The following is a 19,003-nucleotide window of genomic DNA, read 5'->3' on the forward strand; positions in this document are numbered from 1 at the left end:
TTACGCTATCCTAAAATTCAAATATCTGATTACTCATCAATCTGCGGGGGCTGAAACGCGTAACGCCCGCAAGAATCTCGCGCATGGCCACTTCCGCCTCTCCTTGCCGTAGGTGGGTAATATATATTTCGGCATTATGCTGCAGTTTATTCAGTTCATTTGCCAACATAGCCGGATGAAAATGTCCGGCACGTGCTGCGATATCCTGACCGGCGTCACTAAAGGCGGATTCGATAATCAGATAGCGCAGGTTTGGAATCTGGTTGATAGCTTCCCATAACGCATCATCAGCAGTGGTATCGCCGGTGAATACCAGGCTGGATTGCCCGGAATCAAGCTGAAAACCTACCGCTGGAACTATATGATACGCCGGTAAAGGCGTGATCCTGCGTGAACCCAGCGCCACAGCTTCACCCACAGTAATCGGCTCATAGCGCATATAAGGATGAACTGCATCAGGAATACAAGAAAAATCCGGCCAGATATGCCAGTTGAAAATATGTGCCTGCAGACACGCCAGTGTAGATGGCAGAGCATGCACAATCAGTGGTCGGTCGCGCAGACTGCCGGCTGTATCTACCAGGAAAGGAATGAAAGCAATGTGATCCAGGTGGGCGTGCGTAACGAATATATGATCAATTCTCAGCAGGTCATCCAGAGTAAGCGTGCCAACTCCGGTACCGGCATCGATCAGAATATCTTCATCCAGCAACATCGCAGTAGTATGGGAATCACTCCCTATTCCACCGCCACAACCCAATACTTTTAATCTCAAGATTACCAATCCTCCATTCCGGATTTAACGGAAAATTGCAGCAAATCATTTACTGCAATAAATGGAGGATTACGGCTTATTTCTGCTATTATTTAAGTAATAATACCGGAACAGTTGAAAGCTGAATCAGCTTACTGGCAACAGAGCCAAGCAGCAAGCCCTTGACAGCGCCCAACCCGCGCGGACCAATAACAATCTGGTCACATTTTATTTCTTCGGCAAATTGCAAGATCATGGTCTCCACCTCACCCACAACAATATGGTGTCGGTAAGCGATTCCTCTTTCTTCCAGGTAATCACGAGCCTGCTTCAGGCCTTTAAGCCCTTCCTCTCGGTAATAATCCCCAATCTCCTCCTTGCTGACAAACATGGAAACATTACCAGTCAGCGGAATTCGCACATTCAATAAATGAATCTCCGGTTTTTCACGGTACCAGTCAAGCCGTTTTACAAATTCCTCAACTGCCCGTTCGGAAGCCTCGGAACCATCCACTGGCAGTAACATTTTTAGCATAAGACCCCCTTTTCACGTGTAACTCATCACAAACAACACTTTGATAATCAGCTGATACTTAAAATTTACTGCTTGATCATTCTGCAACATATACCACCTGATTACCCGGATTCAATCTTTCCCCAGCAAATCGACTGAAACACCCATACTTTTATGTATCCGGGCTGCCAGCCACTTTCCAATACCGATCACCAGCAGGGAACAGCTTAGTGGAGCAAGCCAATGCAGATAAGCAGCCTGTGTATCCACCCACTCCTGGCTAACCGTATCAGTCGTCAGCAATCCACCAGCAATCCAACCAAGCAAACCGGCACCGACAACAACGATAACGGGAAAACGCTCAATCCATTTCATCACCAGTTTACTGCCCCAGACGATAATCGGCACGCTGAACAACAAGCCAAATATCACCAGAGCGAGACTGTCCCTGGCTGCGCCGGCTATACCCATAACATTGTCCAGGCTCATTACCGTATCGGCGACAATGATTGTTTTGATCACACTGGGCAGGGTTGCCCCCCCCCCCTTCACAATCGGTCCGCTTTCGCTGGCGCCCGGTTCCGGTAACAACAGTTTAACGCTGATCCACAGTAGCAAAAAAGCACCAATTATTTTTAGATAAGGTAGTGCCAATAACTGGAGGGCGAAAAAAACCAGCAGGACACGTATCCCGATCGCCCCCACCATCCCCCAGAATATTCCCTGATTACGCTTGTTCTCAGGCAAATTCCGGCAGGCCAATGCAATGATCACGGCATTGTCAGCGCCGAGTGCAATATCAATGGCGATAATCTGAAAAACGGCAACCCAGAATTGGGGATCGGCCATTCCCATCATTTTTACTCCTGTTGTCCGAAAATAAATGCAAGCACTTCATCCCGCTGCCGCAGCGTGTCCTGATAACCCAGATCAATCAGCGCCTGGCAGAAAGGTGCCTCAAACAATACATAGCTGAGCATGGCCGAACCTTTTGGCCCCATTGCGCCGGCAGCATGGAAAAAATAGCGGATTGTACGCGGCAAACTGCTGGCATATGCCTGCGCCAGTTCATCAATTCTTTCACTTGGTGTAATTACCATGCAGTCTATCGTACGTAACAAAGGCATATTTCCTGTTTGTGTTTCAGGAATCAAGCTGAGTGTCTGGTTAATACGTCGCAAGCGCTCAAGATCGGCATCCAGACCGTCAACAAAAATACTGTTCATCACATGTCCGGCAATCTGCGCCGGAGGTGGATAGCCAGTCACCTTGATACGTTCGCAATCAGCTTCTTTCTTTTCATTGACGCTGATCACCAGCAAGCGATCTGCCCCCAGATGTAATGCCGGGCTCAACGGCGCAAACTGCCGCATGGAACCATCACCAAAATATTCGCGATTAACCCGGATTGCCGGAAAAATCAATGGAATCGAAGCAGACGCCATCAGGTGCTGGATACCGATACGTGATGGAACACCGATACGCTGTGCACGCTTCCAGGGAATAATGCTGGGATTAGCCTGATAAAAAGTGACCGATTGCTCGGAAGCATAACCCCAGGCTGTTATGCCGAGCGCATGCAGCGCCCCGGCATGAATACTCCTGCGTATGCCTCTGAAAGGCAAATGACAGGCCAGCAATTGTCTGAGCGGAGTGTTGTCCAGCAGCGAAACCGGTTTCCCCGCCATTCTGCTTGATACAATCGAGCCAAAATAGCGCAACATTGTATGTAACACGCCGATCAGATCAGAGCGATAAATCTGGCCAGTATGAAGATTGCTCCATACGGCTTCCAGCCGCTTGATTCCTGTCAAAAAATGGGTTGCCGCCATGGCGAGGCCTGCGGCGTTGATCGCCCCGGCAGAAGTGCCACAAATCACCGGAAAAGGGCTGCGTGCATGCGATGGCAGCATTTCGGCAATGGCTCGCAATGCGCCTACCTGATAAGCCGCCCGCGCACCACCGCCGGTCAGAACCAGGCCCAACCTTGGCTGCTGTGAATCATTTCGGGGTATTTCACTCACGAACAACTCATTTTAGGACATTCTTTACTCTGATTCCTGCCAACATCATTATTCTCGTTCCTGCTTACCTTTCATTACCATGCCCACACTCGCGCGACTATACAGTAACTCTCACATCAGTGAGATATTCTCATGCATCCTGCGCATCCTGCGTCAGCAAAAACCGGTTAACAACATCCTGGCCGAATCACAGGTTACAGCCCTAACAAGGCAAAGTGCTAAAATACCCTAGCACAGACACAATCAGCATTTTCCCTAAAAACAAACTGACACATCACTCACTATGGCACACACCGAGCTTTTCCCCCCTATTGAACCCTATAATCACGGCACATTGCCACTGGATGGCATTCACACCATGTACTGGGAACAATCGGGTAACCCGGAAGGTATTCCTGTTCTGTTCCTCCATGGAGGGCCCGGTGCTGGTGCCACGCCCGGTCATCGCCGTTTTTTTGATCCGGCACATTACCGGATTGTTATTTTCGACCAGCGTGGTGCCGGACGTTCCACTCCTCTGGGTGAAATAAAGGACAATACCACTACTCTGCTCATCACGGACATCGAAAAGCTGCGGCACCATCTTGGTATTAAACAATGGCTGATCTTTGGCGGATCTTGGGGCAGCACATTGGCACTTGTCTACGGTGAGGCGCATCCTGAACGCTGCCTGGGATTTGTACTACGTGGTATTTTTCTTTGTCGCCCCAGTGAAATCCACTGGTTTTTATATGGACTACAAAATATTTTTCCAGAAGTCTGGCACGAATTTGTATCCCGCCTCTCGATAGACGAACAACGCGACATTCTCACTTCCTACTATCGTTTACTGATTCATCCCGATCCTGATATCCATCTGCCAGCTGCAAAAGCATGGAGTCGCTATGAAGGAAGCTGTTCAACCCTGTTACCCAACCCGGATACAGTTGATTATTTCTCCAGTAATACTGTTGCGCTGGGGCTGGCAAAGATTGAAGCACACTATTTCAAGAATAATATTTTTCTGCCGGAAAATAGCTTGCTGGACAACGTGCACAAGATTCGCCACTTGCCTGGTGTCATTGTTCAAGGGCGTTATGATGCGGTTTGTCCGATTGTCAGCGCATATGATCTGCACCTGGCTTGGCCACAGGCTGAGTATATCGTCGTCAATGATGCCGGCCATTCCGCCTGGGAACTTGGGATTCAGGCTGAACTCATCAAGGCTACCGAGAAATTCAGGCAGATACTGTAATCAGGCCTGAATCACCCGGTTACCGTAATCTGGAAAGATCAAGATATTGCGCAAGTTGCTGCACGTCAGGTTGCGCTTGATACGGCAAGATACCCAATAATGGGCAATCCAGCCATTCGACCAGTGTTTGCAGGTTTGCTTCCGGCTGCAACATATCCGGATCAATTCTGTTTGCCACCCAGCCTGCCAATTTCAAACCGGCTGATTCAACTGCGCGAGCTGTCAGTAATGCATGGTTAAGACAACCTAGCCGCATTCCCACAACCAGGATTACTGGCAGCCCTAACACACAGGCCAGATCACGCGTGTCGTATCGATCGCCTGACAAACCTGATAGCGACAGCGGCACCATGAAACCACCGACACCTTCGACAATCGTTATCTCTGCTGCTGTTTGCAGCTTCTCGCAAGCCTGCCGAATCACTTCCAGATCGATACGGATATTCGTCTGCTGTGCAGCGATATGCGGTGCTATTGACTCGACAAAGGCATAAGGATTAATCAGTTTACGTGGCATGCTGACCGTGCTGGCTGCCTGCAGATTTTCCACATCCTGCCATAATCCATCTTCACGACCTGACACCACTGGCTTCATTCCGGCAGCGGTATAGCCATGCGTAGAAAACGCATGCAACAGCGCACAACTCACTGTAGTTTTACCAATTCCGGTATCCGTACCCGTTACAAAGAATCCTGTTGCCATTATTACGGATCCAGCCCCAGCTTGCGCCGCGTCTCCGGCTTTAGCTGAACTTTACGCATCTCCGGTTTCCAGGCGTGCCCATAAACTACTTCGTAGGTTGCTGGCAGCCTGCCATCCTTGCGCAAGGTTTCATATTGATTGATCACTTGCTGCCATGTCGTCTTGCCCATCAAGCCGCGTCTGCGCCCTTGTGTCACATTGCGGGCACCAATTGCTTTGAGATCCTGCATAGCGCTTTTGACATCATCGTAGGTCAATGTAATATATTCCATATCCATCACCGGCAATGAAAAGCCACAACCCACCAGCATATCACCCACATCATGCATATCCGTAAAACGATTGACATGACTAAACGGATCCACTGACTTGAAGGCTTGCCGTAATTCCTTCAGTGTATCCGGCCCAAACGTGCTGAACATCAACAAACCACCATCCTCCAGTACGCGATGCGCTTCTGCAAATGTCCGCCTGAGATCATTACACCACTGGAATGCAAGGTTGGACCAGATCATGCCAACGCTGGCTTCGCGCAGGGGCAACTGTTCTATGTCTGCGCAGATATAGCCTCTGGGTTGATGATGCTTGAATGGTAGCCAGCGCTGCCAACCAGGTATTTTCTCCAGCATGGCTGCACGTGCACGATCATGCATCGTCAGCGCAATATCCATCGACATGATTTCTGCCGCAGGATAGCGTTCGATCAGCTTGCGCGTACCGTAACCGGTTCCACTGCCTGCATCGATAATTTTGCCGGGAACATATTTGATATATTCCAGACGTGACAACATACGGTCGCATATTTCCCGCTGCAGTACGGCAGACTGGTCATAACTGGTCGCCGCCTGTTCAAATGACCGGCGCAACATGCGCTTGTCGAGTACATGATCATAAAGCATCGAAACAACCCACAAATTGCTCAGGAAAAGAAAGAAACGGCGCGTGGCCGCAATGAGGAAACAGCTTCAATTGCGCCTGGGACAAGTGCTGCTGCGTCCATTCAGCAGCACCAACAGGCGCGATAACATCATTCTGGCCATGAATCAGCAGCACAGGCTGTTTAATTTGATCCAGTTCAGCTCGCAAATCACTAGTTTGCAGAATCTTTAATCCTGCCTGCAACGTTGCAAACTCCGGTGACAAACCACTCAACATACTCTTGCGCAGCCGTGCCAGTACCCGGGTCTGATCCTCGCTACCGCTAACTTGCAGTGTCAAGAAACGATTGAGGGTTTGCATATAGTCACGTGCCAGATTTTCCATAAACAGGGTCAGGGTTAATGATTCCATCCCCCATGGCCAGTTGGCACGTTTGACGAAACAAGGGGTACTGGCAACCAGTACTAATTGTTGTACCCGTTCCGGCATCTGTAATGCCAGCCTGATCGCCACTTGCCCACCGAGCGACCAGCCGCACACAATGCTGTTATCAGGCAAATGGTCTGCAATCACTTCGGTCATCTGCTCCAGAGAATCCAGCGCACAATCACGGCTAGCACCGTGCCCCGGCAAATCAATGCAGTGCAGATGGAAACGCCGGGAGAGCGGCTCTGACACACACTCCCATACACCACTGTGCATGGCCCAGCCATGCAACATCACCAGATCAGGCCCGCTCCCGCTTGTCTCAATATGCAACCGGGTCATATCAGCATCCAGCCAGATCATGCAAGGCTGCACTCAATTGATCGACATCTTCCCCAGCATGAGCCGCAGACAAACTGATGCGCAACCGTGCCATGCCTTGCGGCACTGTCGGAGGGCGAATAGCCGGCACCCAGATACCACGCTCACGCAACGCCTGGTCCAGCCGGACGGCCTCCCGGCTTCCGCCCACCAGCAATGGCTGTATCGGTGTATCCGATAGCAATAGTTGCCAGGGGAGAGATTGCAGCTTTTGTCGCAACTGCTCTATCAATTGAACAAGCCGCTCCCGTCGCCAGACACCCTGACTGATTAATTGTAAACTGGTCAGCAAGGCATGTGCCAGCAACGGGGCTGCCGCCGTGGTATAGCCATAGGTACGGCTATGCTGAATGAGCGTTTCAATCATTGACGCTTGCGCTGCCACGAACGCGCCGGATACTCCTGCTGCCTTGCCCAGCGTTGCCATGTAAATCAGATGTGGTACATTTCGCTCCACCTCCTGCGGATCATACAAACTGCCTTTGCCCTGTTCACCCAGCACACCAAATCCGTGCGCATCATCCAGCAACAACCAGGCATCAAAGCGTTGACACAACGCCAGCAGCTCGGCAACCGGCGCCCTGTCACCATCCATACTGAATACTGCGTCGGTGACGATCAGCCGCCGCCGGGCTTGTGTCGTCTTCAGCTGCTTCTCCAGGGTAGCAAGATCAAGATGGGGATAACGAATGAAGCTGGCACGTGACAGCAGAGCCGCGTCATTGAGTGAAGCATGATTGAGACGATCTGCAAAAATCGCATCTTCCCGCCCCATGAGCGCAGTCACCACCGCCATATTGGCCATGTAGCCCGTGGAAAACAGCAGGGTACGTGGAAGGCCGACGAACTCCACCAGTGCCTCTTCCAGTTCATGATGTGCGCGGGAATGACCACTGATCAGATGAGAAGCGCCCGAACCCACACCGTAACGTCGTGCACCTGCTGCTACTGCTTCGATCAGGGCTGGATGATTAGCCAGCCCCAGATAATCGTTACTGCAAAAAGCCAGAAAATCCCGGCCATCAATGGTCACACGCGGGGATTGCGGCCCTTCCAGCACCGGGCGAAAACGATACAACCCTTCCTGCCTGCGCTGTTGCAGCGCTTCAGCTAAGTCCGGTAGCATGGTGGTTAAAGTGCGTGCAATCCCAGTTTTTCGAGCAAAGCTGCGTCCTGTTCCGTATCCGGATTGCCGGTCGTGAGCAGTTTGTCACCATAAAAGATAGAGTTGGCACCGGCCAGAAAACACAGTGCCTGAATAGCTTCCGACATCTGTCGGCGGCCAGCAGAAAGCCTGACCTTTGCTCTGGGCATGGTGATACGGGCTGCTGCGATAGAGCGGACAAATTCAAACGGGTCGAGCTCAGGTATACCATACAAAGGTGTGCCTTCGACCTGCACCAGGTAATTGATCGGCACTGATTCAGGATAAGGATCAAGGCTGGCCAGTTGTGCAATCAGGCCGGCTCGGGCTGTACGTGATTCCCCCATGCCAACAATGCCACCACAACAAACATTGATATTGGCACCGCGCACTTCGTCCAATGTATCCAGGCGATTCTGATATTCGCGTGTAGTAATGACCTCGCCATAAAACTCAGGAGAGGTATCGAGATTGTGATTGTAGTAATCCAACCCGGCCTGCTTGAGTTGAACGGCCTGCCCGGGTTTCAGGATACCCAATGTAGCACAGGTTTCCAGCCCTAAATCCTTAACTGCACTGATGAGCTCGGTCATGTGCTCAATATCACGTTGCTTGGGTCCCCGCCAGGCGGCTCCCATGCAGAAGCGCGTTGCGCCACTTTCCTTGGCTTTGGTGGCCGCCATCACTACTTCCTCACGCGACAAAATTGCTTGATTTTCCACCCCGGTATGATAACGAGCCGCCTGCGGGCAATAGGCGCAGTCTTCAGAACATCCACCAGTTTTTACTGACAGCAGCGTAGACAATTGCACGCCATTAGCATCGTGATATTGGCGGTGTACCGTTTGCGCCTGAAAAATCAGATCATTAAACGGCAAACCCAACAGTGATTCAACATCTGCCACCAACCAGCGTGACGATGATTCTTGCTGTACTGCCAAATCAGGGTTGGAATATGTGCATCCGCACTGTTTTTCAGAAATTAAATCGGTTCGGGATTCCATGATCATTCTCGGCGATAGCCTGCTCCAAGTTATAATAAATGATAGGCGATCATTACGGATACCTTTTAGGTTGTCAATTTTTTCTTCTGGAATTTTGAACAGGCGATTAAATTTTGTGCAATTATTCCAACATAAGCATTGCGTGTTATGTCAAGTGTCTGATCATCGAGATATCTGCGCAGCCTGCCTGCATGATCTTCCCAGACTGTCTCAAGTACACTGCCCTTCTTGCCTGCTACCAGTGCCTTCCTCACAGATTTGTGGTGCCTGTCTGCGCAAGCCGCCCGCCTGGAACCACGTCAGAGCAGCCGTGCGTTACACCTATCCGGTTGATGCACTGATACAGGCACTGAAATACCGCTCCGAACTGTCGCTGGCACCAATACTGGCAGATTTGCTGCTGACAGAACTCCAGGAAGATTCTTTACCTGACTATGTCATTCCGGTACCGCTTCATCCGGACAGGCTGCGGGATAGAGGATTCAATCAGGCGCTCGAAATCAGTCGTCATCTGTGTAGAAAGACAGGATGCAAATTGCTACCTGCCGCCTGCGTACGCACACGCAGCACTCCTTCGCAGACTGAGATTCCATGGAAGAAACGGAAACAGAATGTTCGTAATGCCTTTATCTGTACCCAGCATTTTTCCGGAAAACAGGTTGCTATCGTGGATGATGTCATGACCAGCGGCGCCACCCTGAATGAACTGGCCAGAGTTATCCTTCGCCAGGGGGCAGGCAGTGTTCGCGCCTGGGTTGTCGCCCGGGCATTTCCGAGTTAATCATCCGAAAATAATACGGACCGACAATCATTCAATCTGACAAACTGATCAACATGCTACAGGTAATCCTCCATCAGCCGGAAATCCCGCCAAATACCGGCAATATCATCCGCCTCTGTGCCAACACCAGCACACAGCTGCACCTGATCAAACCACTGGGATTCAACTTGAGTGACCGGCAACTGAAGCGCGCCGGGCTGGATTATCACGAATGGGCACGCCTCACCGTGCATGAAGATCTGGCATCCTGCCTGAGCCTCATGGATGGATGCCGGATTTTTGCTGTCACCACCAAGGCAACAAAGCACTACGATAAAGTGGATTATACGACTGATGATGTCTTTTTGTTTGGCTCTGAAACTTGTGGATTGCCTGTTGAAGTACTGGAAGATTTCTCTCAGGATCGCCGTATCCGTATTCCTATGGTTCCTTCTTCTCGCAGCCTGAATCTCTCCAATTCAGCAGCGGTTATTATTTACGAAGCCTGGCGACAAACTGGTTTTGATGGTGGTGTCTAGAGTGTAATATTCATCCGGTTGTTCACCCTCCTCATATCAGGCACTATGGGAATGTCTCCTTACAGCAGTACAAACAGGACAGGAAAATGAATCTCCCCTTTTACACCATCGGACATTCAACCCGTACATTGGAAGAATTCGTTAATCTACTGCGTACGGTACAAATAGAACTGATTGCGGATATACGCACTGTGCCACGATCACGAACCAATCCGCAATACAATCAGGACACATTACCTGGCAGGCTGGCAGTATTGGGGATCGGCTATGAATACATCACGCAGCTGGGAGGATTGCGCGGTAAATCCAAGACTGTATTGCCAGATACAAACGGCTTCTGGGTGAACCAGAGTTTTCATAATTATGCTGATTACACACTTTCAGTTGCTTTCCAGGAAGGATTAAACAGACTGATTGAACTGGGGCGCACGCATCGTTGTGTCATGATGTGCGCGGAAGCTGTTTGGTGGCGTTGTCACCGACGTATCGTTTCGGATTACTTACTCGCACATGGCGAAATTGTCTTTCATCTGATGGGACACAATCGCGTAGAAGCGGCACACCTAACTGAGGGTGCGCAAATTCAGGCTGACCACACTATCATTTACCCATTATAACTATTGACAAGATCACCTACAAAAATGCGCCCCTTTTCAGGAACAAGTCGGATAAAGCTGTCAGCATTATGACAATCTAATAGGATTATCAAATAAGTATTTATGCACACACTTCATTTACAGCATTTTCTTCAATCATACTGATAACGCTAGAAACCCTTATAAACTTAACCAAAAAACAGAAAATGAATCTTCTTTACAAGTTAATCTCAAAGCTACCAAACTATATCAAGTCATTTGGATTATTCCATGGTTTTCGTTTACTACTCTTGATTGAAGGTACCATTTTCAAAACATCTACAATAACCAAAAAATATACTGTACCGGGTTATCCGGAACCAATATATTTACGGAAAACAACTAGTGATTATTCAATTTTCTGGCAATGCATCGTTCAGCGTCAATATAACATGTTGCGATTTCCGCAAAGCAACCGGTTAATGTCCACATATCAAGAATACGTTAAGAAAGGCTATAAGCCATTAATTATTGATTGTGGTGCAAATATTGGCTTATCAGCATTATTTCTGGCAAAGTTATTTCCAAAAGCCACTATATATGCAATCGAGCCTGATGAAAATAATTTCATGATGCTTAAGCTAAATATAGCTTCTCTGGAAGGCCGTGTAGTCGCGTTACGAGGGGGAATTTGGCACGAAAATGCTAACTTACGTATTATTAATCCAGCATCAGGATCAGCAAGTTTCCGTGTTGCAACTACGACTACTATCGATAACTCAAAAGAAATAATTCGCACTTATACAATTGATGAAATCTGCACTTTAGCCGGAACCAGTACCCCATTTATTGTTAAGGTGGATATTGAGGGAGCTCAAAGTAATCTATTCAAAAATAATACCAGTTGGGTCAGTAATACTCACCTTATTATGCTTGAACTGGATGATTGGCTAATGCCTTGGGCAGGAACAAGCAGATCATTTTTTTCATGTGTAAGCCAATATCCATTTGACTACCTCATTTCTGGAGAAACCATTTTCTGTTTTCGTGATTTTGAAAACTAAATACCCACCGGTTAAAGTCGGCAGGTGTCGCATCCCGGATGGCTTGAAGGATTCTATCAGCTCTCTCATGACAGCTCGCGCCATGAACAGCGGATAACGAGTTTTATCTATACAATCATCCGGGACTGAACAGGTAGGTTTAAGTTACGGACTAAAAATATTATTGTAGTCTATCTATTCTGTCGCTGCGTCTGGATACAACCACTAAAAACATAAAATGCCAGTCAATCAGGTAACCGAGTCTGAACCAGCTTCAGCAGAACATCTTTATCCACAATCCATGCACGATGGCGCATAAAAAATGATCAGGTTAAAGCTCATTACGCCAAACCTGATCATCACTGTCAAACAATCGGTTGGCTTCAGCCGGCCCCCAGCTGCCGGCAGGATAAGTTGCGATATATTCACGCTCAACCGTCCAGAATTTCAAGATTGGATCAATGACTCGCCACGCCCATTCAGCCTCATCAAAGCGAATAAACAATGAACGATCGCCTTCAATTACATCCAACAGCAAGGTTTCATAAGCACCCAACGTTTGCTCATCCGTCCTGAGGAAACTTGCATTCATTTGTATTACGCGGGTATTCATATCCAAGCCCGGTTGTTTAACGTGAATTTCCATATGCATGGATTCTTCCGGTTGAATCGACAACAATACCCAGTTAGGGTCGATTGACTCCAGTGGTGTTTCGCGGAAAAGTTGCTGCGGAGGGTGTTTGAAACGAATCGCAATCATCGAATGCCGCCTGGGCATACGTTTTCCCGTTCGTAGATAAAACGGAACACCGCGCCAACGCCAATTATCAATATAGAATTTAGCTGCAGCAAAAGTTTCAGTAATCGAATCTGACTCAACGTTTTCTTCCTGTTGGTAACCCACCACCGACTGCCCGTCAATATTGCCATGTGTATATTGTGCGCGCACTGCATGTGCATGCACTGCGCGTTTAGCAATCGGGCGAATCGACCGCAACACCTTGACCTTTTCATCACGCAACGCATCCGCTTCCAGAGCAGGTGGAGGTTCCATCGCTACCACAGTTAACAGTTGCATGAGATGATTCTGCAACATATCACGCAATGCTCCTGCGCGATCATAATAGCCTGCGCGTTTTTCAATACCGATTGACTCTGCAACCGTAATTTGTACATGGTCAATAAAATTGCGATTCCACAATGGCTCGATTATTGTATTGGCAAACCGGAAAACCAGCAGATTTTGTACTGTTTCCTTACCCAGAAAATGATCAATACGATAAATCTGTTCTTCATCAAAATACTGGTGTAATACACGGTTCAGCACTTGTGCCGATTCCAGATCTTCCCCAAATGGTTTTTCGATGACCACCCGGTTCATACCGCGTGGCTCATTCAAACCAGCAACTTTGAGATTTTTAATTACCGTTACAAAATCAGCTGGACGGATTGCCAGATAAAACACTGTGCGAGAACAGGCTGATCCAGGTGCTATGTCCGCAGCAAGTGCGTGATAGGAATCTACCTCTTTAAGATCCCCTCGCAAGTAACGAAAGCGCGCCAGAAAACGTTCCAGTAACGCTTGGCAAGACGGCTGATCAAGTTTGTTTTTTAGTATCGAACGTACATATTCAAGCCAATCGTCCGTTGTCCATTCCCGCCGTGAAAAAGCAATGATGAAAAGGTTATCCGCCAAGCGACCGGCATGCTCCAGATCAAACAAGGCTGGTAACAATTTATGTGCGGCAAGATCCCCTGTTGCTCCAAAAATAACAAACGAGCAAGGTAAATTTTGGGATTGATCCATTTTTGCACCACCCATTATTTAGTCCTTTTTAACAGCATGGCCGCCAAAGCCATGACGCATTTTTGCTAGCATTTTAGCGGCATAATCATTTTTCCCCTGTGAGGCAAAACGCATCATCAGTGCAAGCGTGATCACGGGCACAGGAATTCCTTGCTCCAGGGAAGCAAGTGTCGTCCAACGCCCTTCACCGGAATCCGCTACGAAAGGAGCAATATCATCAAGCGCCTGATCTTCCGCCAAGAAGTCCGCAGACAAATCAAGTAGCCACGAACGCACCACGCTGCCATGCCGCCACAATTCGGCGATTGCAGCAAGGTCAAGATCAAATCCAGGTTTGTCCTTCATCAGCGCAAACCCTTCGGCCAAGGCTTGCATCATGCCGTATTCGATACCGTTATGTACCATCTTCACGTAATGCCCCGATCCAACCGGCCCAGTATGTAGCCAGCCGGTCATCGGGGTTGGCGCCAATGCTTCCATATAGGGTTTCAGGCGTGCCGCAGCGGCATTTGATCCACCAAACATGATGCAATAGCCGTTTTCTAGCCCCCATACCCCCCCAGAAACCCCCGCATCGGCAAATTCAATACCTTGCTCTGCACAACGTGCTGCACGGGGAATATCATCTTGCCAGTGCGTATTGGCACCATCCACAATCAGATCACCTGCCGATAGCAACGGCAACAATGCAGAAAGTGCTGTTTCAGTTACTTCGCCCGCTGGCAGCATCAGCCAGATGATGCGGGGCTTTTCAAGTGAAGCAACCAGGTCAGCATAACTTTTGCACGCTGTGTGTCCCATGTCTCTGGCCAATGCTTCGGTTACATTAAAGCTGCGATTCGTTATTGCAATTTTTTTATCTTTCTCGGCGAGACGACGTGCCATGTTGCCACCCATTCGCCCTAAACCCACTATACCGAATTCCATATTTTTCTCCTTTGAGCAGATACAATCAGGAATACTGGCCTATCAGATACGGAATCAAGAACGTCAGTCTCAGGCTGAACCCGCCATAGCTGCAAGTTCCATTGCTAATTTACCAAGTGTTACTGAATCGTCGAGTCCATCCAGCAAACGTTGCGGGATACCGGACAAGCCGGTTTGCGCGCCTACGAGTGCCCCGGTCAATATGGCGCGCGACAAATTTTGCCCACCACCATTAATTGCATGTAAAACAGCCGATTCAAAATCATCATGAAACCGGGCAGCCAGATAATAAGCGGCAGGTAGTAAGTGATAAATTGCACACGGCATGCCATACACAATGGATACCTTCCAGGCTGGCTCAATCCGAATATCAGGATCCACTGCCGCCGCAGCCATATAAGAAGGCGTAAGCAATGCATCTGGAGAAGCAAAACGCCCAGCACGTGGTGGATCCGGATCACCAGGGCGTGGTGGCTGCAGATTGTCCCCCGTCACGGCGTGAAATGGCAGCGCACCACTCTTCACGAGATTCATGAGCTTTCCAGATAAGCTGGTATCCAGCGCATGCCCCTGAATCAACAGTCCCAGCACAGCACCGTAAGCTACAGTCATCGCCGCCACCATCTCATCAGACTGGGTCAGTGTCGTATTGTCTGTAATGGCTACTGCGAGTTTGTCTGGTCGGAACGCATAACGAACAGCAATGGCCAGCGTACGCTCTGCTGCCTCGGTGGTATCGGCATGACCTCCGGTCTGCCCCCAATGCAGCTTTTGCTGTACGCGTCGCCGCCAGGTTTCACGGATTGATTGGCTGGTGTAACCACCCGGGCCATTGACAGGCGTACCGTCAAGCAATGGAAAAAGTGTTTCATCCATACGGCGGCAAAAATCCTCTGCCTCGTAACCACCCCGCTCGACCAGCGACTGAACCATTAGCTTCAGGATGAAACCCGCCTGTGATAGCTGCCCTGCTTTTAATCCGGCATGGTAGCGATTTGGTTTGGGATCAGCATAGTCGGCAATCCAGTCACCATAATCACGACGCAACTCGGAGAGATCATAGTACCAATGCGGCCCCAGCCCCAATGCATCCCCGATGAACGCACCCATAATGGCTCCGGCGGCACGATCCTGTATATTTTTGTCTGACATAAAACCTCCTGTTTCATATCCTGAAGAAATAAATTCTGCAAACTCGAAATTCAGGCCGGCTTCACTTGAAAACACTATGTTACGCCCAACAAAACAAACATTGGGTACAACTGCGGGTTATTCGGCTCTTATTTCGTTGAACAATACTTCGGGGCCATTGACCGGCTGGTAGATCTCAACGACTTTATGCCGGGATTGCGCACCCCGTTTCAGGGTGATGCGCTTCAGGGGGACATTGAAGCGTTTTGCCAAAAATACTGCTAAAGCACGATTGGCTTTGCCATCCACTGGGGGAGCCGCCAGTTTTATTTTCAGCTCCTCGCCATGCACACCGATTGCTTCAGTCTGCCTGGCACCCGGCTGGATATAGAGCTTCAGTATCAGATTGTGATCGCGATCAAGACAATACCAGTCCATCAAAACGCATGCACAATCTGACGCTGTAAGTTCTCCACAACCATCATCAGCACCTGCAGCAGAATCAAGGCAAATAATGGAGAAAGGTCAAAATTGGCTATGGGAGGAATAAACCGGCGCAACGGTTCCAGAACAGGCCCGGTAAAACTTTCCAGCACGGGCGCCAACGGGCTGTGCGGATTAATCCAGGATAATAGGGCCTGCGCAATGATCGTGATAAACAGAATATTAAGCGTCATGCTGGCCAGCTTGATGAATGCCAGTAAGATAAATGCGAATATACTGACACTCGCGCCAGAGTCTGCCAACAGATTGATACTGATCAAAATAATAAATTGAGCTAACCAGGCCAGTACAAAGGTGGAGAGATCAAGCCCCCGCCAGCTGGGAATCACTCGGCGTGCTGGCCGTACAATAAAATCTGTCACAATGACCAGAAATCTTGAAACCGGATGAAAATAAGGAATGCGTGACCACTGCACATAGAACCGCAGTAATAACGCCAGAGAAAACAGGCCAAGAACTGTGTCCAGCAAAAATATTATTATTTGATTGGGCATGGTTTTTTCCGTTGAAAGTTATGATTGTTTCTACCCCATTATCTGGATACAGACTGAAGAGCACCTTAAGTATTACGTATGTCTAAACATTTCTCCCATTTCCCGGGAACGATCATTGGCAATATGTATAGCGCGAATAAATGCACCCCTGATATCGGACTGTTCCATACTGAGTAACGCTTGTTCGGTCACCCCTCCCTTCGAAGTTACACGTGTTCTCAGGGTTGCAAGCGTGTCATCACTTTGCACAGCAAGGTATGTCGCCCCCAGGAATGTTTGCATTGCCAACTGTTTCGCGGTATCAGCTGTCAAACCTAGCTCTGCCCCAGCCTGCTGCATCGCCTCCAGAAAATAGAAGACATATGCTGGGCCACATCCTGACAAAGCTGTTACAGCATCCAGCTGAGCTTCTTCATCTACCCAGACGATAGTTCCGATTCCCGCCAGAATCCTCGTTGCTTGTTCCTTCTGCCGGGTATCCACACGAGGCAGAGCGTATAAGCCTGTCACCCCCTTTCCGATTAAAGCCGGTGTGTTAGGCATAGCACGAATAATAAACTCATGCCGGTTCAGCCACTGGCTTAGATCGTCTGCACGGACACCTGCTGCAATCGAAATAACAAGCTTACCTTGAAAAAGTTGTGCTGATTCGCTTACTGCGGCATGTAATTGTTGTGGCTTTACAGCCAGAACAACGATCTCGCTGCCCCGAATTCCATCAGCTATAGATGCAGTTACTGTCATGCCATATTCCTTGACAAGTCGCTGTTGCTGCTGCGCATCGATCTCTACAACACTGATCTGTGATGGCGTATGTCCATGACGGATCAGACCGCCGATCATGGCGCCAGCCATATTCCCTCCACCAATAAAGGCAATATTCATGAATAACCCTGATTTATCTAAATGTACAGCACCGATAAGATTAGCCAAACCCTGGCAGATGGCATATTTACAAAAATACTTATTTCTTGAACAGATTGATAATCACACTCAAAACGATACTAACAATCAGCATGGAAGTAATGGGTATGAATACTTTACTGTGTCGAGTTTCAATATGGATATCTCCCGGCAGCTTTCCAAACCAATTAAATAACCAGGGTGCCAGATGTAATACTGCCCCGATAACAAGCAAAACGATACCGGCAACCATGAGCCATCGTACAATCGGTTCCATATAAAAAGGTCACATACCAATAAACTGCAATAACATTAACTCATAACAGATCAAACAAGCATAACCCGATAAAAATATATAAAGAAGGTGGCGACAGCGAATTCCGGCACAAAGCCGTACTTCATGGTGTATGGTCAACATAATCACCGCCAGAGAGGTAAGCGCTAGTTTAGTGAAAACAAATTTCTGCATGCCTTCCTCAATCAGGATCGCCATAAAATAGTTAAGTTCTGTACCACCTCCAGACAATATATTTATCGTCAAAAAGGCATCTGTCGCACTGAATAACACGATGGCAAGAACACAGACTACAAGACGCCATCCGTATTGATCAACATAAACCGCGCCACGATCGGAGCGCCGCTGTGCAACCCGCCTGCCCTGTTTGATTCCCAACTGATAGGGACACACAAACGAAATCTCAGCCCGCCTTTCCCACTGCCGCTGATCTATTACTAATTGATTCGTCGTCATTATCTTCCCTCATACCTATAACCCGATCAGCTTCCCGAAAATTTACCCGATACCTTACCTCATTTACACGAAAATAAAGTGTAAAGGTGCCGGCCCAGTCACGCAATATTACTAAAATCTGTTACCTGCAATCCGACAACGGACAAAAGTCGAGTTGTACCATTTATGTTTCGTTTTCATAACGTCCTACTAAAAACACGTGTGGCGAAAACCTGCCAGATTAAGATATACTATTCGGCCCTGAAAGGAGTAGGTGGGCAATATTTTTATCATTAATTTAAGCGATTTTCTGACCTCTCTTCGTATTTTTTATAGCAAAAATAGGCATTTTATAAAATGAAACGTACCTATCAACCATCCGTTATCAGCAAAAAACGTACTCATGGATTCCGTGCTCGCATGAAGACACGTGGTGGCAGAGCTGTTATTCGTGCACGCCGGGCAAAGGGACGGGTCAGACTCAGTGTATAACATGGACAAATCCAGGTTTACTGTCCGAGCTGTTT

The 19,003-nt window shown here is 48.6% G+C and carries 23 protein-coding genes; 6 read left to right on the forward strand and 17 right to left on the reverse strand.

Annotated features, from left to right (window positions below; all coding sequences use genetic code 11):
- Positions 1-10: 10 nt before the first annotated feature.
- The 4 genes from ABF86_RS06960 to ABF86_RS06975 all read right to left on the reverse strand — a co-directional run bounded on the left by ABF86_RS06960 (position 11) and on the right by ABF86_RS06975 (position 3,292).
- Positions 11-775, reverse strand: a complete 765-nt coding sequence (locus ABF86_RS06960) for a 3',5'-cyclic-nucleotide phosphodiesterase (protein WP_074684972.1) — start codon at positions 773-775, stop codon at positions 11-13.
- Between the two features lie 88 nt (positions 776-863).
- A complete protein-coding gene (locus tag ABF86_RS06965; protein ID WP_011635149.1) occupies positions 864-1,289 on the reverse strand; it encodes a universal stress protein in 426 nt (141 codons plus the stop codon).
- Between the two features lie 111 nt (positions 1,290-1,400).
- A complete protein-coding gene (locus ABF86_RS06970) occupies positions 1,401-2,123 on the reverse strand; it encodes a TerC family protein (protein ID WP_041353845.1) in 723 nt (240 codons plus the stop codon).
- 5 nt (positions 2,124-2,128) lie between these two features.
- Positions 2,129-3,292, reverse strand: coding sequence for a patatin-like phospholipase family protein (locus ABF86_RS06975; RefSeq protein WP_011635151.1), 1,164 nt, complete (start codon positions 3,290-3,292; stop codon positions 2,129-2,131).
- A 283-nt stretch (positions 3,293-3,575) separates the two neighbouring features.
- Here ABF86_RS06975 and pip point away from each other — a divergent pair, with 283 nt between their 5' ends.
- Positions 3,576-4,526 carry a prolyl aminopeptidase gene (gene pip / locus ABF86_RS06980; RefSeq protein ID WP_011635152.1) on the forward strand — a complete coding sequence of 317 codons (951 nt, stop codon included), beginning with the start codon at positions 3,576-3,578 and terminating at the stop codon, positions 4,524-4,526.
- A gap of 19 nt (positions 4,527-4,545) precedes the next feature.
- Here pip and bioD read toward each other — a convergent pair whose 3' ends face one another.
- Genes bioD through bioB form a run of 5 tightly spaced genes read right to left on the reverse strand, consistent with a single transcriptional unit; the run spans position 4,546 to position 9,063 of the window.
- Complete coding sequence (bioD, locus tag ABF86_RS06985; protein ID WP_074684947.1) at positions 4,546-5,229, reverse strand: dethiobiotin synthase; 684 nt, start codon at positions 5,227-5,229, stop codon at positions 4,546-4,548.
- 2 nt (positions 5,230-5,231) lie between these two features.
- Positions 5,232-6,128 (reverse strand): malonyl-ACP O-methyltransferase BioC, encoded by an 897-nt coding sequence (bioC, locus tag ABF86_RS06990; protein WP_074455919.1) that lies wholly within the window; start codon positions 6,126-6,128, stop codon positions 5,232-5,234.
- Positions 6,118-6,897: a pimeloyl-ACP methyl ester esterase BioH gene (gene bioH / locus ABF86_RS06995; protein ID WP_011635155.1), complete on the reverse strand. Its 780-nt coding sequence runs from the start codon at positions 6,895-6,897 to the stop codon at positions 6,118-6,120. The genes bioC and bioH overlap by 11 nt, the downstream gene beginning before the upstream one ends.
- Positions 6,878-8,041 (reverse strand): 8-amino-7-oxononanoate synthase, encoded by a 1,164-nt coding sequence (bioF, locus tag ABF86_RS07000; protein WP_074684948.1) that lies wholly within the window; start codon positions 8,039-8,041, stop codon positions 6,878-6,880. Before bioF ends, bioH begins: the two co-directional genes overlap by 20 nt.
- Before the next feature lie 5 nt (positions 8,042-8,046).
- A complete protein-coding gene (bioB, locus tag ABF86_RS07005) occupies positions 8,047-9,063 on the reverse strand; it encodes a biotin synthase BioB (RefSeq protein ID WP_011635157.1) in 1,017 nt (338 codons plus the stop codon).
- Between the two features lie 142 nt (positions 9,064-9,205).
- On the opposite strand from bioB, the gene ABF86_RS07010 reads away from it, so the two are divergent.
- From ABF86_RS07010 to ABF86_RS07025, 4 genes are all read left to right on the forward strand, one after another.
- The gene (locus ABF86_RS07010; protein ID WP_277985860.1) at positions 9,206-9,844 is read left to right on the forward strand and encodes a ComF family protein; all 639 of its coding nucleotides are present in this window, start codon (positions 9,206-9,208) and stop codon (positions 9,842-9,844) included.
- A 53-nt stretch (positions 9,845-9,897) separates the two neighbouring features.
- Positions 9,898-10,362, forward strand: a complete 465-nt coding sequence (gene trmL / locus ABF86_RS07015) for a tRNA (uridine(34)/cytosine(34)/5-carboxymethylaminomethyluridine(34)-2'-O)-methyltransferase TrmL (RefSeq protein ID WP_011635159.1) — start codon at positions 9,898-9,900, stop codon at positions 10,360-10,362.
- Between the two features lie 86 nt (positions 10,363-10,448).
- The gene (locus tag ABF86_RS07020; RefSeq protein ID WP_011635160.1) at positions 10,449-10,979 is read left to right on the forward strand and encodes a DUF488 domain-containing protein; all 531 of its coding nucleotides are present in this window, start codon (positions 10,449-10,451) and stop codon (positions 10,977-10,979) included.
- A gap of 185 nt (positions 10,980-11,164) precedes the next feature.
- Positions 11,165-12,001, forward strand: a complete 837-nt coding sequence (locus ABF86_RS07025; protein WP_011635161.1) for an FkbM family methyltransferase — start codon at positions 11,165-11,167, stop codon at positions 11,999-12,001.
- A gap of 310 nt (positions 12,002-12,311) precedes the next feature.
- Here ABF86_RS07025 and zwf read toward each other — a convergent pair whose 3' ends face one another.
- From zwf to ABF86_RS07065, 8 genes are all read right to left on the reverse strand, one after another.
- Positions 12,312-13,787 (reverse strand): glucose-6-phosphate dehydrogenase, encoded by a 1,476-nt coding sequence (zwf, locus tag ABF86_RS07030; RefSeq protein ID WP_074684973.1) that lies wholly within the window; start codon positions 13,785-13,787, stop codon positions 12,312-12,314.
- An 18-nt stretch (positions 13,788-13,805) separates the two neighbouring features.
- Positions 13,806-14,714 carry a phosphogluconate dehydrogenase (NAD(+)-dependent, decarboxylating) gene (gene gnd / locus ABF86_RS07035; protein WP_074684949.1) on the reverse strand — a complete coding sequence of 303 codons (909 nt, stop codon included), beginning with the start codon at positions 14,712-14,714 and terminating at the stop codon, positions 13,806-13,808.
- Positions 14,715-14,783: 69 nt separating this feature from the next.
- Entirely contained in the window at positions 14,784-15,866 is a 1,083-nt protein-coding gene (locus ABF86_RS07040) for an ADP-ribosylglycohydrolase family protein (RefSeq protein ID WP_074684950.1), read from the reverse strand.
- A gap of 117 nt (positions 15,867-15,983) precedes the next feature.
- Entirely contained in the window at positions 15,984-16,283 is a 300-nt protein-coding gene (locus tag ABF86_RS07045) for a DUF167 family protein (protein ID WP_074455925.1), read from the reverse strand.
- On the reverse strand, positions 16,283-16,843 hold the full coding sequence (locus ABF86_RS07050; RefSeq protein ID WP_074455926.1) for a YggT family protein: 561 nt from the start codon (positions 16,841-16,843) through the stop codon (positions 16,283-16,285). Before ABF86_RS07050 ends, ABF86_RS07045 begins: the two co-directional genes overlap by 1 nt.
- 72 nt (positions 16,844-16,915) lie before the next feature.
- A complete protein-coding gene (gene proC / locus ABF86_RS07055) occupies positions 16,916-17,728 on the reverse strand; it encodes a pyrroline-5-carboxylate reductase (protein WP_074684951.1) in 813 nt (270 codons plus the stop codon).
- Positions 17,729-17,807: 79 nt separating this feature from the next.
- Positions 17,808-18,023 (reverse strand): DUF2905 domain-containing protein, encoded by a 216-nt coding sequence (locus ABF86_RS07060; RefSeq protein WP_011635168.1) that lies wholly within the window; start codon positions 18,021-18,023, stop codon positions 17,808-17,810.
- Positions 18,024-18,032: 9 nt separating this feature from the next.
- Complete coding sequence (locus tag ABF86_RS07065) at positions 18,033-18,497, reverse strand: DUF5658 family protein (RefSeq protein ID WP_074684952.1); 465 nt, start codon at positions 18,495-18,497, stop codon at positions 18,033-18,035.
- A gap of 336 nt (positions 18,498-18,833) precedes the next feature.
- On the opposite strand from ABF86_RS07065, the gene rpmH reads away from it, so the two are divergent.
- Positions 18,834-18,968 carry a 50S ribosomal protein L34 gene (rpmH, locus tag ABF86_RS07070; RefSeq protein ID WP_011635170.1) on the forward strand — a complete coding sequence of 45 codons (135 nt, stop codon included), beginning with the start codon at positions 18,834-18,836 and terminating at the stop codon, positions 18,966-18,968.
- Positions 18,969-19,003: the final 35 nt, after the last annotated feature.

Origin of the sequence: Nitrosomonas sp. GH22, assembly GCF_009833115.1 — a bacterium.
In the GTDB taxonomy this organism is placed as follows: Bacteria; Pseudomonadota; Gammaproteobacteria; order Burkholderiales; family Nitrosomonadaceae; genus Nitrosomonas; species Nitrosomonas eutropha.